Here is a 15,079-nt window from a genome sequence, read left to right as displayed (position 1 = left end):
CGATGACCGACGCCCTCGTTCATCGCGGCCCCGACGACGAGGGGTTCCATGTGCAGGCGGGGGTCGCCCTGGGCATGCGGCGCCTGTCGATCATCGATCTGCAGACCGGCCATCAGCCGATCTCGAACGAAGACGGCAGCATCTGGGTCGTCTTCAACGGCGAGGTGTACAACTACCTGGAGCTGCGGGAGGACCTGATGTCCCGGGGGCATCGCTTCAAGACGCGCTCTGACACCGAGGTGCTGGTCCACCTCTATGAAGAGCGGGGGTATGAATTCGTCACGGCCATCAACGCCATGGCGGCGCTGGCGCTCTGGGACGGCGGAAAGCGGCGCCTCCTGCTGGCCCGGGATCGGCTGGGGAAGAAGCCGCTGCACTATGCGCTGACGCCAGAGGCCTTGGTCTTCGGCTCGGAGATCAAGGCGCTCCTGCGCCATCCCGCGGTCGGAGCGGAGCTCGACCATGCCTCGGTCGCGCGCTACCTCGTGCACGAATACGTTCCGTGTCCCGGGACGATCTACCGGGGAATCCGGAAGCTCCGCCCCGGGCACCTGGGGATCTTCGAGGCGGGCCGGTTCACCGAGCGCCCGTACTGGGACATGCCGGCGCAGCCGGCGCCGGAGCCTCGGACAGGGGCGGCGCCACCCGCCGCGCAGGTCGAAGAGACGATCCGGCAGACGCTGCTCGAGGCGGTCAGGTGCCGCCTGATGTCCGACGTGCCCCTCGGGGTCTTCCTGTCCGGCGGGATCGACTCGACATCGATCGTGGCCTGCATGTCGCGCGCCGCGCCGGGCAGCGTCCGCACCTTCTCGGTGGCCTTCAAGGAGCCGTCGTTCGACGAGTCGGTCCACTTTCAGAGCGTGGCCCGCCACTTCGGCACCCGCCACGAGGAGCGGCTCCTGACGCCCGCGGAGATGCTCGACATCCTGCCCGCCCTCGCGTCCACGATGGACGAGCCGCTGGGAGACGCATCCATCCTTCCCACGTACCTTCTCTCCCGCTTCACGCGGGAGAAGGTGACGGTCGCCCTGGGAGGGGACGGGGGGGACGAGCTTCTGGCGGGATATCCCACCTACCAGGCGCATCGGCTGGCGGCTGTCTACGACCGGCTGCCGGCGGCTCTCCGCTCCGGGCTCATCGAGCCGCTGGTGCGGAGGCTCCCGGTCTCGCGAGCCAACATCAGCCTGGATTTCAAGGCCAAGAAATTCATCAGCGGTGCAGGGCTCCCGCCCGCGATAAGGAACCAGATCTGGCTCGGGTCGTTCTCGGGCACCCAGGCGCTGTCGATCCTGCGCCGGGAGCTGAGGGAGGAGCTCGCGACGACCGATCTGTTCGACGAAGCCAGACGGCACATGGACCGCGCCCCCGCGCCCGACCTGCTCGGGAAGCTCCTGTACGTCGATCTGAAGATGTACCTCCAGGACGGCGTCCTGGTGAAGGTCGATCGCGCCAGCATGGCCTGCTCGCTCGAGGTACGGGCGCCTATGCTGGATTACCGCTTCGTCGAGCTCGTGGGCCGCCTGCCGACCTCGTGGAAGCTGCGGGGATGGACCACGAAGCACATCTTCAAGCGCGCCATGAAGCCCTGGCTGCCCCCGGGGATCGTCGGTCGACCGAAGAAGGGGTTCGGAATCCCGGTGGCCGAATGGCTGCGCGGGCCGCTGCGCGGGATGATGCTCGATCTTCTCGCCCCCGAGCGGCTGAAGAGGCAGGGGATCCTGGATCCTGCCGCCGTCGCCGTCCTGATCCGGGATCACCTCGAGGGGCGGCATGACCATCGCAAGCCGATCTGGACCCTGCTGATGCTGCAGCTCTGGCAGGACCACTGGGGAAGGGGCGCGGCCGCGTGAAGCTCTCGTTGCTCGAGCACCTGGCTTGCCCCTCCTGCTACGGGCGGCTCGATCTGGCGACGACGGCCTCCCGGGGGGCCGAGGTGATGGAAGGGGATCTGCGCTGCCGGGGCTGCGGTGCGACGTATCCCGTGAACCGAGGGGTGCCGCGCTTCGTCGGGCCCGCGCGGACGGAGGAGTCCGTCCGCACGGCGTCCGCCTTCGGATGGGAGTGGCGGGCCTTCTCCCGGATCGACGACCATCACGAGCGGCAGTTCCTGGACTGGATCGCGCCGGCCGGGCCGGAGGCCTTCCGCGGCCGGGTGGTCCTGGAGGGGGGCTGCGGGAAGGGAAGGCACACGCGCCTGGCGTCGCGGTACGGCGCCGCGGCGGTCATCGGGGTCGACCTCTCGGAGGCGGTGGACGTGGCATTCGACAACACGCGCGACCAGGAGGCCGCCCACATCGTCCAGGCTGACCTGCTCAGGCTGCCGCTGCGGCCGGGGTCGTGCGATTACGCCTTCTCCGTGGGGGTGCTGCATCATCTGCCCGATCCGTCCGCGGGGTTCATGGCGCTCGCCGGGAAGGTCCGGCCCGGAGGGGCTCTCTCCGTCTGGGTCTATGGCGCCGAGAACAACGCCTGGATCGCGAAGATCGTGTCGCCCCTCAGGGTCCGCCTGACCTCGAGGCTTCCGCCGCGCGTGCTGCATGCCATGTCCTTCCTGGTCGCCGTGCCGCTCTGGCTGGGGCTCGTCACCGCCTACAGGCCGGCCAGGCGCGCCCGTTTGGCCTGGATGCGGCGCATCCTGCCATATGACTCGTACATGGCGTACATCAGCGGTTTTCCCTTCCGGGAGATCCATCACATCGTCCACGATCATCTGGCGGCGCCCGTCGCGCACTATCTGCGGCGCGAGGTGGTCGAGCGGTGGTACCGTAGCGTCGGCGCGCGCGACGTCGCGATCGGATGGCACAACCGGAACAGCTGGAGGGGATACGGCATGCTGCCTGATGCCGCGGATGCGGGGGTCGCCTCGGGTGGGAGGCCATGAATCAGCCGCCGAGGGTGTCGATCGTGGTTCCCATGTTCAACGAAAAAGACAACGTCGACGCGCTGCATGCGGAGATCGTCTCCGCCATGTCGGCCGCCGGCGGCGGGGGAGGGGCCTGGGAGGTCCTCTACGTCGATGACGGCAGCACCGACGGAACGTACGAGCGGCTCCGGGAGGCGCAGGGGTCCCATCCGGGCCTCGTGTCGGTCATCCGGCTCAGGCGCAACTTCGGACAGACGGCCGCCCTGGCCGCCGGGTTCAATCATGCCCGGGGCGGGGTGATCGTGACGATCGATGGAGATCTCCAGAACGACCCCGCGGACATCCCGCGGGTGCTCGAGGAGGTGGCCCACGGTCACGATGTCGTCAGCGGCTGGCGGCGGAACCGGGTCGACCCGTTTCTCTCGCGGCGGCTCCCCTCGCGGGCGGCGAACTGGCTGATTGGCGTCGTCACCGGGGTCGCGCTGCACGACTATGGCTGCACGCTCAAGGCCTACCGGCGGGAGGTCGTCGAGCAGATGACTCTGTACGGCGAGATGCACCGGTTCCTCCCGGCCCAGGCCCACTGGGTGGGGGCCCGGATCGGCGAGATACCGGTCCGTCATCGCCCGCGCACCAAGGGGGAATCCAAGTACGGCCTCTGGCGGACCTACCGGGTCCTGCTCGACCTGGTGACGGTGCGCTTCCTGGGGACGCACGGCACCAAGCCGCTGCACGCCTTCGGCGCGCTGGGGCTTGCCTTCGGGGCGCTGGGTGTCCTCACGATGGGCGTCCTGAGCTATCTGAAGTTCACCACGGGCGTGAGCTTCATCCAGTCGCCCCTCCTGCTGCTCTCGGCGTTGTTCGTGATGCTGGGAGGGCAGAGCCTCCTTCTCGGGCTTCTTGCCGAGATCTCGGTCCGGACCTACTACGAGTCGCAGCAGAAGCCGATCTATGTCATCAAGGAAATCCACCGGGCGGGACCGGAGGCCGGGCCGCCGGAAGGCGAGCCGGTACGGAAGCGGGACTGATCGCCGCGATCATCCCGGCGCCACGGCGTTGCTCAGTCGGCCGCGACCGGAGCGGGGCGAACCGCATAGACGCGCACGGCCCGGTGCGGATCGTCTCCGGTGGCGAAGACCTCGGCCAGCCATGGGCGGGTCGACGGGTCGAATCCCCCCAGGGCGCGCTCGGACTCGCTGAACAGGACGTAACCGACATTCCATCGCCCGAGAGCCTCCCGGCGCCAGCCGTCCGCCTCCGTCCCCGCCGAGAAGAACCTCGCGATGTCCCTCTTCTTCCCCTCCGAATCGATGGTGAGGGCGTAATGGCCGAGGACGCAGCGCAGTCCGGTGTGGGGCGGCACCCAGTTCCCCATTTCGTAGGAGGCGAGGATTCGCGAATCGGGTGGCGCGCGCTTCTCCAGGAACCGGAACGCGGCCACCTCCTCCTGCCGCAGCCAGGCCGGATAGGCTCCGGAACGGACGCTCGCCCATTCATCGCGGAGCAGATACAGGGGCGTGGCGCACCATCCAGGACTCATCAATACGACCAGGGCCAGGCAGACTCCGCCCGACCGGTCCGGAATCCCGCCTCGCCGGGCTCCGCTTTGAATCAGCGCCTGCAGAAGCGGCACGATGACGTAGGCCACTCCCGCCACGCCCAGCGCGGCGAGCGGAAACTGGATGCCCCCCATCATCCGCCGCTGGAAACGGAGCGGGAGATGGATGATCACCAGCGTCGAGAGAAGCCATGCCGCCATGACCAGGTGGGCGTGGCTCAGCTTCCGTGGGACCAGCAGGGCCAGGAAGGACAGCAGGAGCCCGGCGCCGAGACAGATGATCAGCCTTTTCGGAATGGGAGTGGGCATCAGGTTCTGCTCGTCCCACGCGCGCATCGCCGGGTTGGCGGTGAAGACCGCGAAGTTGTAGAGGAACGAGGGGAGCCAGACCGCCGAGGCGATCAGGGACTGCTTCCACTCCGGAAAGGGCCATCGCCGGTCGAGCAGCCCGAATAGAAGCGGCGCCGTCCAGAGGGCGCCCATGAGAGAGACCGCGTCGTAAGGGTGAAAGAAGGTCAGAAGCGCCAGGGCCAGCCCCGCTCCAACGGAAGACCACGCCCTCCGCTTCGCTGGTCGCGGCTCCGGCGACCATCCTTTGATCATGGCGAGGGTTCCCGCGACCATGCAGAGGAATCCGGCCAGGAAGTGGGGGAAGAGCATGAGGCTGAAGAACGTGCTGATTTCCGGCATCCACCAGGCTGGGCTCCCCAGCCTCGGCACTCCCGGCAGCGGGCCCAGGATGCGGAAGAATCCTTCCCAGCCGCCGGCAAGGAGGAGAACCAGAAAGCAGGCCAGGCGCTCTCCGGGGCGGGCGAAGAGACGTCCGGCAAGCCGGAACAGCGAGAGCATGAGGAGCGCTCCGAGCAGGATGCGGGCTCCGGAGTAGACGGCGACCACGCTCCAGCCGGTCAGACGGCACATGGAGCCCAGAGTCCACCAGAGAAGGTTCACGTAGTTTCGCGGGTGATCCTCCGGGGTGTAGAGGTCGGTCAGGAAGAACCGGCCGTCCCGTGCCTGGCGCATCCAGCTCCAGTAGGTGGCCGCCTCGTCGGCGTAGGTCGCCGGCGCTCCGTTGAAGACCCGGTCGGGATAGAGGGCGCGATTCTGGGCCCGAAGACCCCAGAATGTCGGAATCTGGGAGGCTCCCAGGACGACGCAAGCAAGGAGGAGGCAGGCGACGAGCTCCCATCCCGGTGTCGGCTGAGGGGAGGGCGAAGTCGGGGCCTGCGGTTTTCCCTCCATTACGAAATACCCGGACTCTTTGCGGCCCGGGGGCGCAGGGCGGGGAGAAGGGCTTGAATAAGGGGATCCCGCAGCGCATCGCTCATGACCCGGTGTCCTTCGGGGGTGAAGTGCATGTCATGTCGAAAGAAGAGAGGCTTGTCGCCCCGATAGCTTCGGAAGGCGGGGACAGTATCGATGAGGGCAATGCCCCTGTCAGCGCATTCCCGGCGGATGGTGTCGAAGACCCGGTCCGATGCGACGGCATCGCGGGGCATCCAGTAGGAGCGGCCGGGAACCCATTCCTGTCCGCTCACCTGGTGGCCCCAGGGATAGATTGCCAGGAAAAACAGGGTCCCCTTTCGCTGACATAGCAGGTGGATCCTGACGATGCTGTCGAAGAGATCCCCCCATTGCCGTGATCGGTCCACCGCATCGCCTGCCAGGGTGTAGGCCAGAAGATCTCCATTGCGGCGCTGAATGACCGCCTCCATCTTTTCTTCCGGGTCGAGCCGTCTCTGGCCCTCGAGGTAGGCGAACCGCAGGAAGTAGAGGTTGCGCTTGATCCAGTCATCCATCCAATCGGTGATCCGGCCTCGCAGCCGGGGGTTCGGGACCGCGACGATTTCTCCCCCTGGACCGTAGGTGGCCAGGGATCGGTAGTATTGCTCCTGGAGCAGGTCGCTCATGTCCAGGCTCAGGACCACCGCATCCGGCTCGAGGCGCAGGAGGTGCTCACGCAAGTCGAGGTAGGAGAGAACGGGAGAGTAGCTGTCCACCCCGGCGTTGACCACGTCCACCTCGACAGGCAACCGCCCGGCGAGGGACGTCTCCAGGATGGCGGGGAAGGCCTGCGCGTCGGAGACCCCCTCTCCCATGGTGAAGGAGTCTCCGAGGATGACGAGACGGCAGGTCCCTTTCTTCTTCGGAACGTCCGGCTCCTGACCGCGCAATCCGTAACGGTTCACGTGGAGCGTGGCGAGAAAATCCTCGCTCTGCAGCCGCGTCGTCGTGTCCGGCCAGAGTCGATGGTGCACGATGGGATCCGGCTGGATCCGCGCGTAGCGGTTCACATCCTTCAGGCGATTCGCGACGGCGTCGAACGTCACTAGGCTGAGACTCGAGGCCAGGACGGCCAGCCACGCGTTCTGGATCCAGGCCGTGTGCCTCCTGTAGCAGACGATGGACACGACCAAAGCCGCCATAAGGACAAGATGACAGGCGAGGCAAAGCAGGGAGAAGGGGCTCCAGGGCCGGCGCGATCCTCCCGCCGCGGTCAGAATCGCGACCAGCAGGGACGATGCGCCCAGGAGCAGAAGGACCAGGAACTTTCTCACCCGGTCGGTAAAATAGCAGACTCTTTACGCTCTGCGCAATCGAGGATCGAGCGGCGATGACGCCAAGGCCATGACCCTCATCCTGGGGGAGGCCGCTCTTCGGGGGTTCCTCGGGCGCGAGCTGGGCAGGCCCCCCGCGGACGCGGAGCGATCCGCCGAGCACCTGTTCTGGCGACGTGATGCGGCGCTCGGCATTCCCGGTCTCGGTCGCCTCTACGTGGTGCACTACCCGGACTGGTCGGTGGCGAAGAACCTGGGCAACGGACTGCCATGTCCATGCGACGAGCACTTCTGCGAGAGGGGGGATCAATGGCTCGCGACGCACATCCTCCAGTTCCTCGAGGCGAGACGGTGAATCCGGGGCGCACCGATTCATCCCCCGACGGCCGCCGCCGGGGAATTCTCCTCGCGGCCCTGGCCTGTCTCGCCTTCATCCTCCTGTTTGCGCTTCGGGCATCCGAGCAGACGGCGGACAGTCTCGACTACGCCCTGGCCGCCCGCACGGCCCGCGGGATGTTCCATCCGCATCACCTGCTCTTCACGCCGATTGTGCGCCTGCTCGGATTGGTTCTAGCGTTTCTGTCGCCTTCGCCGGACTCGATCGTAGCCGGGCAGATCCACAACCTCCTGTGGGCGGTGACGGTCCTGGTCGCCACCCAAGTCGTGGCGAGGGAGATCCTCGGAGCCGATACGGGCGCGTTCCTGGCGGCGCTGGGTCTTCTCGTGTGCCGGGGCTTCTGGCTGTATTCCACGCAGCTCGAAGTCTACGTCCCCGCGATGGGGTGCCTGGCGCTGATTGCCTCCATCCTGGTCCGCTGCCGGGACCGGCAGCTGTCGCTTCGCCAACACCTCGTCCTTGCCGGCCTGCTGGCAATGGCCGTCTTCTACCATCAGGCCAATCTGATCTTCTGTGTCCCGCTCGCCTACTACCTCATGGCCGGCGGCCGGAAGGACCGGCGAGGATTGGTCGTGATCTTCGGGCTGGCGGGACTGGCCGTCCTGAGCGGGTATGTGGCGGCGTTCCGGTTCTCCGATGCGAATCAGTACGCCGCGGCGAGCCTGGGGCTCCAGGCCGAGCGGGGGATCCGTGGGTTCCTGCGGTTCTGCCTGACCTATGCCTATCATCCCAGTCCGGGCTGGGGCACATGGCGCAACGTCGGCGTCATGGGAGCCGGGAGGCTCGTCCACAGTCAGCTCCGGGACATCACGACTTTCCCGTGGTCGTTGCGATTCGTGGCCATCCCGGGGTTCGCCCTGTCGCTGGCGCTGCTCTTCGGCTGGCACCTGAGGCAGGCCCTGACAGGGCGGACGAACGATGTGACGCGGCGATTTCTCGTCATCTGGCTCGCCACCCATTACGCCTTCTATCTCTGGTGGTTCCCAGGTGAAAAGGAGTTCTTCATCATTCCGCTCGTCCCGCTGGCGCTCCTCCTGGCTCTTCTTGGAAGGGACCTGCTCGAGGACCGCCGGCCCTCCCCCGGCAGGAGGCGGATGCTGCTCGCCGCGGCCTTATCCGGCATCGGCCTGCTCGGATTGAGCAATGCCGGCACGACCATCCTTCCCTATCACCGATCGCGCGGCCCCGCCTACCAGGACGCGGCCCTGCTGGCCTCCCGCGTTCCTGCGGACTGCGTGGCGGTTGTCGACTACGCGGTCGGCCAGAACCTGAGGTATTACTTCGATCGGCCGACGTTCGTCGAGGCCCAGATGCCCCTCTTCTACTTCTACCGGCGCGAGCCGCTCCCGGAGAGGTACCGGCTCGACGGCCGGCCATGCCTGGTCGCGGATCTCGCGCTGGTCTCGCCGGCCTACGCGCTGGGAGATCTGAATGCCTACGATCGGCCTGACGAGTGGCTGCGGTATTTCGAGTGGGCGTTCGGATTCGAGTTCGACGGGAAGGGTGAACTCGTGGCGTCCCGAGCCTTCGAGATCGTCGGTGCTCCGGATACCGGCGTCTACGTCTGGCTTCATCCCCCCGTGCGGGTGACCGGTGGCCTTGGGCCGTTGTTCGGCCGGCTGGACGGGGAGTGGGCGGCCCGGGTCGAGGGGGGCGGGAGGCCGTTCTCGTCATGGCTGGCAAGGACCGGGCGTTGACGCCGCTCCCGGGCCTTGCCGCGAGCGAGCCCGGCGTCATCGAACGTAGCCGAGGGAGCGAAGCTGCTCGAGAAGCCCGGGATTGAGCCCGGCGGGGGACCCGCCCTGGATGTGGTAGCGGGCGCGCAGCACGCGATCGGCGTCGCCTGCCTCGGCAAGAGCCTGGCGCGCGCTCCGGACGGCCTCCGGTGAGGACTCGGCGACGTCGTGGCGCTCGAGCGGGTCGCGGATCAGGTCGAAGAGCTGCTGCTGTTCGGAGTTCAGCGAGTGGATGTATTTCATCTTCCCGAGGAGCACCGATTCCCGATCTTCGTAGTAGAGCGGTGCCGAGCTCATCGTGGGCCGTTTCTCGAAGGTTCCTCCATCGCCCAGAAGGGCGCCCAGGGACGGGTAGGAAAACGCTTCCGGATCTGCCGGGAGTCGCGCCAGCTGGACGAGGGTGGGGGCGAAGCTCCCGGTCGAGAGCGCTTCGTCGCGGCGGCCCTTGACGCTGGCCCCGGGAAGCTTGACGAAGAAGGGAACGTGGATCAGCTCCTGGTAGAGCGTGTGCCCATGCTCGAAAGAGCCGTGCTCCCAGAACTCCTCGCCATGGTCGGAAACCAGGACGATCAGGGCGTCGTCGTAAATTCCCAGCCGCTTCAGCTCCCCCAGCACCCTTCCCACATTGTCATCCACGAGCCGGACCTCCCCCTGGTACAGCTGTCTTGCCCAGAGCCTGCCGTCCGGGAGGATCACCAGCGATCCCACGCGGATTTCGGGGGCGCCACCGAAGCTGTAGCCCATCCCCGGCGGGGGGCTCGCCCGGGGACGGTAGGGGGGTGGAGGCTCGTAGGGCCCGTGGGGCTTGAAGTAATGAAGCCAGAGGAAGAAATCCTCTCCCGCGTGCTGGCGAAGCCAGGCCACCGAGAGGTCGGTCAGCTCGTCCGTGTTCAGGGTCGGCTTGAGTCGCGCGGGGGCCAGGCGGGCGAGAAGGCGCGAGCCGAGCGAGCCGCCGCGATCGTCACGCGGGCACACGTCATAGCTCGAGAACCCCCGGGACATTCCATGCTCGCGACGAAGCCACGGATTGTGCCCGATGGCGGCGGTGACGTAGCCGGCATCGCGCATCCTCTCGGCCACGGTGGGCAGGGCCTCCGGGATCCGGAAGTGGGGGCTCTTCACCCCGTGCACTCCCGGAGAAACCCCGGTCATGACGGAGACGAACGCCGCGAGCGTCCAGGGAGCCGGAGAATACGCCTGCGTGAAGACCATCGAATCTCGAGCCAGCGAATCCAGGTTCGGCGTGGGAGGCGCACCGGGGTCCAGGGCCGAGACGGCGTCCACGCGAAGCGTATCGATGCTCAGGAGGAGTACCCTTCGCAGTGAATGCGCCCCCCCCTGTGCGAGACCGGATTGCTGCCGGGAGCTGACCCTGATGCCGCGGACGGCCGCTCCCGCAGCGGCCAGCACGATCAGCGCGCCGAATCCCGCGAGCCAGCGGCCGACATGGGCGCGCCGCGAGAGACGGATGGACACCGTCGCGACCACGACCAGGGCGGTCGCCAGCACCGCGTTCCACACGAGCGGCGATCCACGAGGCTTCGGAAGGTAGGCCCGCCCCCAGGTGAACAGGAACACGGTCCCCATCAGAGAGGGAAGGGACAGGAGCACCGCTCGGATTCCCGGCGGCACGCTCGCATCCCGCCACGTCGCCCGGGCGAGGAGGTACCCGTGCGCTCCCAGCGCGAGGGACAGGCAGGCCACGAAAACCGACGTGGTGCGTGCGGAGGCGCTCTGCTCCAGGCGGGTCAGATCGTGCCAGACGGCCAGGACAAGGCCGGTGCCGAGCCCCGTGGCGCATGCCACGAGGAGCGGGACCCTCCGGGATAGGGCGATGGATCCGGGCAGCAGCGCCAGGATCGCCAGGACGGGAGCGATCATCAGGAAGAACGCTGCCGAGGAGACCGCCAGCGGAAGCCAGACCGTTGCGAGGCGCGCGAAGGCTGGTGGAGGCCGCCGAACGAGGCTCAGCGTGAGGTCGAGCAGCCCGAGAGCAAGCCCCAGCGAGAGGCCCGTCGCGAGCGCGAGGCGAACCGCCTCGTTTCGGGAGATGACGCCCGGGGAATGAGACAGCATTCATGGAAACATAACACGATTGCCGCGGGGAACGGGCGCCGCCGCGGCGGGGGGGCAGAGGCTCCGCGTTTGAGATATTCTCATGCGCTCGAGTGAGTGCCGGATGGACCCTGAGACCGCAATTCGATTGAGCACACAGGCAGAGCGAGTCCTGGCCTGGCTGTATCGGCTGCTGGGCGGGCTGGGCGACGGCCGATCCGACGATCGGCCGGGGCGTGCCGTCCTGCTCGCCTATCACCGGATCCTGCCGAAGGATCGGCTGCGGGCCTTTCCGTTCCTGGAGGATCTCGTGACCCCCGAGGAGATCTTCGTCGAGCAGATGGGGCTCCTGGCCGCGCGCTTCCGGGTTCAGCCGCTGGAGGAGATCATCCGCGTCCTGCGGGAAGGCCGAAGCGTCGCTCCCCGGACGATCGGCATCACCTTCGACGACGGCTACGCCGACAACCATCAGTTCGCCTGGCCCGTGCTCCGGCGCCTCCGGCTGCCGGCCACCGTGTTCCTGGCCACGGGGCACGTGGGAGGAGCCCGGGGCCTCTTCTGGTGGGACGAGGTGTCACGCTGGCAATCCGCCGGAATGGCGACGGTGGAGGTGGAAGGGCTGGGACGCCGTCCCATGTCGACCAGGCGGGAGCGGGACCGGCTGCTGGAGGAATTGAAGCACCTGCCGGTGGACGAGGTGACCCGACGCGTCCGTCAGGCCTCGGCGCGCGCAGGTCTCGGCCCCGTGGCGGGTATGGAAAAGGAATTTCTGTCCTGGGACCAGGTGAGGGAGATGCAGTCGGCAGGGATCACCTTCGGATCGCACACCGTGAGCCATTGTCTCCTCCCCCGGGAGACGGCCGAGAGGCGCAGGGCGGAGCTGGTCGAGAGCCGGGCGACGATCGCCAGGGAGACGGGCCGTCCGTGCGTTGTCTTCTGCTATCCCAATGGCACTGCGACCGAGACGCTGGGCCGGGAAGTTCAGGACGCGGGTTTCGCCGCCGCGGTGGCGACGGGGGCGCGGGACGTGATCCAGGAAACCGGGCTGGATCTGTTCCGGCTGCCGCGCAAGATCGTCAATTACCGGGCGGGAATGACCGTGTTTCGATTCAGGCTTTCTCCGCATCCCGAGCGGATCAAGCGCCTCTCCAGGCGGGGCGCGGGGGTCGCGGCCTGATCCTCCTCGGCATTTCGTCCCTCGACAAGGAGAGCACGGTCGCGATCCTCCGCGACGGAGTCCTGACCTTCGCCCTGTCGGAGGAGCGGCTGACCCGGGAGAAGCAGCAGGCCGGCTTCCCCGACAGGAGCCTCGAGGCCGCGCTCGCGTTCGAGAATCTCCGTCCCGACGAGATCGACGCGGTCGCGTACCCGTTTCTGAATTGCAACGACGAAGCACGGCTGATTCTGGGATGTCTGGCTCGGAGCGCAGCCGGGCTGCCTCGCGCCTTTCCCCGGGATCCCGGTTCGAGCCTCCGCCATCTCTATTATTTCGGCCGATGGTCGGGGAAGGCCATCGTCGATCACCGCCGTTACCAGAGGGATCTCGAATCCGGGCTGCGAAGGTGGGGCATCCTGGCCAGGCTGCGGCGCGTCGAGCACCACGAAGCCCACGCCTCCACCGCGTACTACGCCTCCGGCTTCGCGCGGGCCCTCATCCTGACGGTGGATGCCTACGGGAGCGGTCTGACGACCACTCTCAGCCTGGGGGAAGCGGGATCGATTCGCAGGATCCACTCGGTCCGGTTCCCCCACTCGATGGGGATGTTCTACGCCCAGGTCACCAAGGCGCTGGGATTCGTCCCCGACCGGCACGAGGGGAAGATCCTGGGACTGGCCGCCTATGGCAAGGCCGGCCCGCTCGCCGCGAGGGTGCGCGGTCGCTTCATCGAGCGGAACGGGACCTTCGAAGCGCCCTGGCTGTTCGACCGCCAGTACGTCCGGGCCCTGGCCGGTTCTCATTCAAGGGAGGACCTGGCAGCCGCCTGGCAGGAGAACCTGGAAAAGGTTCTGGTGCGCTACCTGGTCCATCACCTGGAGCGGCACCGGGTTGATTGTGTGGCCCTGGCTGGAGGCGTGATGGCGAACGTCAAGCTCAACCAGCGGATCGCGGAGGCGCCGGGGGTCTCCAGGGTCTTTATCTACCCGGCCATGAACGATTCCGGTACGGGGGCAGGGGCGGCGCTGACGGTGCAGGCTTCTCTGGCCGCCGTGCGCCCTGCCCGCCTGCGCGATGTGTTTCTCGGGCCATCCTTCACGGAAAAAGAGGTGGAGGCGGCCCTTGCCGGCAAGGGGCTCGTCACGCGCCTCATGCCGGACCCGGCGGAGGAGATCGGGGAACTGCTCGCCAGGGGAAAGACGGTGGCCCGGTGCGCGGGACGGATGGAATACGGGCCACGGGCGCTCGGCAATCGTTCGATTCTCTACCCTGCCGTGGACCCGCGGGCGAACCAATGGCTCAACGAGAAGCTGAAGCGCACGGAGTTCATGCCCTTCGCCCCGGCCACGCTCGTCGAGCATGCCGCACGCTGCTACAGGAACCTGGAAGTCGCCGCCGACGCCGCCCGCTTCATGACCATCACCTACGACTGCACCGATTACATGAAGCAGGTCTCTCCCGCCGCGGTGCACGTGGATGGCACCGCCCGGCCGCAACTGGTGGATCCGGAGACCAACCCGTCCTTCCATGCGATCCTCTCGGCGTATCACCGCCGCACCGGCATCCCCAGCGTCCTGAATACCTCCTTCAACATCCACGAGGAGCCGATCGTCTGCACGCCGGCCGATGCGGTGGCCACCTTCCTCGCGGGGCACCTCGACTACCTGGCTCTCGGCGACCTGCTCGTCTCCCGGGCCTGAGGTAACTTGATGTCGGGTGAACCCGGTATCCGTCGGTGGCTCGGCAATGTCGGTCTCCTGCTCGCGTCGGTGGCCGTGGTCTTCGTGCTGGCCGAGGCGGGGTTGCGGCTTGTTCGTCCGGTCCAGTATCTGAAGCCTCCGACCCCCGTCCCTCCGGGAGAGCGTCGCGAATCCCTCTATCAGCCGTCGCGCGTCCCCGGTTTGAGCTACGAGATGATCCCGAACCGGAACGGAACGTTCGAGGAGATGCAGGTCCGTACGAACGGCCTCGGGATGCGGGGAGCGGAGCCGGCTCCGAGCGACACCCCCGGCCTCTTCCGGATCCTGGTCCTCGGGGACTCATTTACATTTGGATTCGGCGTGCCGGAGGAGGAGACCTATCCGGTCGTCCTCATGAGAACACTGAACGCCCGGCTGCCCCCCTCCGCCGGTCGCTACGAAGTCCTCAACCTGGGAGTCGTCGGGTACACCACCCGCGACGAATCGATCCAGCTGCGGCACCTGGCCCCCGCGCTCCAGCCGAAGGGGGTCATCATCGGCTACGTCCTGAACGATCCGGAGATCGATCCGCGCCCCTCCCTGCACAAGTATTTCGACCGGCCGGCATGGTGGCGCCGCTCCCACGTCCTGCGACTTCTCCATCTTGTCGGAAACTCCCTGGAGGTCTGGCGGTTTGGCGGAGGAGACTACCTCCGGTACCTCCACGCTCCGGGCCGGGAGAAATGGCGCAGCGTCCTGGACGCCCTCGCCGCAATCCGGGACCAGACCGCACCCCTTGGCATCCGGGTCCTGGTGGTCATCTTCCCCATGATCCCGGAGCGGGACTGGGCCGGGTATCCCTACTCCGACCTGCATCTCCAGGTCGGCGAGGCGGCGGCGGCCGACGGGTTCGAAGTCGTGGACCTGCTCGAGCCGTTCTCGAAGTGGGAGCCGGCCCGGTTGAGAGTCTCGTCCGGGGACGGCCATCCCAACGCGCTGGGGCATCGGCTGGCCGCCGAGGCGATCGCCGCACGTTGGGGCTCTCCCGGCCCACCGCCCGCGATTCCGAAGTAGCCT

11 protein-coding genes are annotated in these 15,079 nt (G+C 67.4%); 8 read left to right on the top strand and 3 right to left on the bottom strand.

What is annotated here, in order from left to right; translation table 11 throughout:
• From asnB to VGV60_01125, 3 genes are all read left to right on the top strand, one after another.
• Positions 1–1,850: asparagine synthase (glutamine-hydrolyzing) (asnB, locus tag VGV60_01135; GenBank protein HEV8699857.1), on the top strand; the 1,850-nt coding region annotated here is incomplete at its 5' end.
• The gene (locus VGV60_01130) at positions 1,847–2,881 is read left to right on the top strand and encodes a methyltransferase domain-containing protein (GenBank protein HEV8699856.1); all 1,035 of its coding nucleotides are present in this window, start codon (positions 1,847–1,849) and stop codon (positions 2,879–2,881) included. The genes asnB and VGV60_01130, both read left to right, overlap by 4 nt.
• Entirely contained in the window at positions 2,878–3,891 is a 1,014-nt protein-coding gene (locus VGV60_01125; protein HEV8699855.1) for a glycosyltransferase family 2 protein, read from the top strand. The genes VGV60_01130 and VGV60_01125 overlap by 4 nt, the downstream gene beginning before the upstream one ends.
• Before the next feature lie 32 nt (positions 3,892–3,923).
• Here the strand turns inward: VGV60_01125 and VGV60_01120 are convergent, their stop codons facing one another.
• Both VGV60_01120 and VGV60_01115 read right to left on the bottom strand, forming a co-directional pair.
• Positions 3,924–5,663 carry a hypothetical protein gene (locus VGV60_01120; protein HEV8699854.1) on the bottom strand — a complete coding sequence of 580 codons (1,740 nt, stop codon included), beginning with the start codon at positions 5,661–5,663 and terminating at the stop codon, positions 3,924–3,926.
• Positions 5,663–6,979, bottom strand: a complete 1,317-nt coding sequence (locus VGV60_01115; GenBank protein ID HEV8699853.1) for a GDSL-type esterase/lipase family protein — start codon at positions 6,977–6,979, stop codon at positions 5,663–5,665. The genes VGV60_01120 and VGV60_01115 overlap by 1 nt, the downstream gene beginning before the upstream one ends.
• Before the next feature lie 70 nt (positions 6,980–7,049).
• Here VGV60_01115 and VGV60_01110 point away from each other — a divergent pair, with 70 nt between their 5' ends.
• Together VGV60_01110 and VGV60_01105 are read left to right on the top strand one after the other, a co-directional pair.
• Positions 7,050–7,334 (top strand): hypothetical protein, encoded by a 285-nt coding sequence (locus tag VGV60_01110; protein HEV8699852.1) that lies wholly within the window; start codon positions 7,050–7,052, stop codon positions 7,332–7,334.
• Positions 7,331–9,073 carry a DUF2723 domain-containing protein gene (locus VGV60_01105; GenBank protein ID HEV8699851.1) on the top strand — a complete coding sequence of 581 codons (1,743 nt, stop codon included), beginning with the start codon at positions 7,331–7,333 and terminating at the stop codon, positions 9,071–9,073. Before VGV60_01110 ends, VGV60_01105 begins: the two co-directional genes overlap by 4 nt.
• Before the next feature lie 36 nt (positions 9,074–9,109).
• Here VGV60_01105 and VGV60_01100 read toward each other — a convergent pair whose 3' ends face one another.
• Positions 9,110–11,188: a sulfatase gene (locus VGV60_01100; GenBank protein HEV8699850.1), complete on the bottom strand. Its 2,079-nt coding sequence runs from the start codon at positions 11,186–11,188 to the stop codon at positions 9,110–9,112.
• Between the two features lie 127 nt (positions 11,189–11,315).
• Between VGV60_01100 and VGV60_01095 the strand changes: the two genes are divergently transcribed.
• Genes VGV60_01095 through VGV60_01085 form a run of 3 tightly spaced genes read left to right on the top strand, consistent with a single transcriptional unit; the run spans position 11,316 to position 15,076 of the window.
• Positions 11,316–12,344: a polysaccharide deacetylase family protein gene (locus tag VGV60_01095; GenBank protein HEV8699849.1), complete on the top strand. Its 1,029-nt coding sequence runs from the start codon at positions 11,316–11,318 to the stop codon at positions 12,342–12,344.
• Complete coding sequence (locus VGV60_01090) at positions 12,275–14,023, top strand: carbamoyltransferase C-terminal domain-containing protein (GenBank protein HEV8699848.1); 1,749 nt, start codon at positions 12,275–12,277, stop codon at positions 14,021–14,023. The genes VGV60_01095 and VGV60_01090 overlap by 70 nt, the downstream gene beginning before the upstream one ends.
• A 9-nt stretch (positions 14,024–14,032) precedes the next feature.
• The gene (locus VGV60_01085) at positions 14,033–15,076 is read left to right on the top strand and encodes an SGNH/GDSL hydrolase family protein (protein HEV8699847.1); all 1,044 of its coding nucleotides are present in this window, start codon (positions 14,033–14,035) and stop codon (positions 15,074–15,076) included.
• Positions 15,077–15,079 lie beyond the last annotated feature (3 nt).

It is taken from the genome of Candidatus Polarisedimenticolia bacterium, assembly GCA_036001465.1.
GTDB lineage: Bacteria > Acidobacteriota > Polarisedimenticolia > Gp22-AA2 > Gp22-AA2 > Gp22-AA3.
The sequence above is the reverse complement of the archived record's forward strand: the minus strand, read 5'-3'. Positions and strand labels throughout refer to the sequence as shown.

What these genes read in the sequence shown, in the direction of transcription:
- VGV60_01100 (HEV8699850.1), bottom strand. Translation starts at nt 11,188, where the DNA reads ATGCTGTCTCATTCCCCGGGCGTCATCTCCCGAAACGAGGCGGTTCGC.
- VGV60_01125 (HEV8699855.1), top strand. Translation starts at nt 2,878, where the DNA reads ATGAATCAGCCGCCGAGGGTGTCGATCGTGGTTCCCATGTTCAACGAA.
- VGV60_01085 (HEV8699847.1), top strand. Translation starts at nt 14,033, where the DNA reads ATGTCGGGTGAACCCGGTATCCGTCGGTGGCTCGGCAATGTCGGTCTC.
- VGV60_01120 (HEV8699854.1), bottom strand. Translation starts at nt 5,663, where the DNA reads ATGGAGGGAAAACCGCAGGCCCCGACTTCGCCCTCCCCTCAGCCGACA.
- VGV60_01110 (HEV8699852.1), top strand. Translation starts at nt 7,050, where the DNA reads ATGACCCTCATCCTGGGGGAGGCCGCTCTTCGGGGGTTCCTCGGGCGC.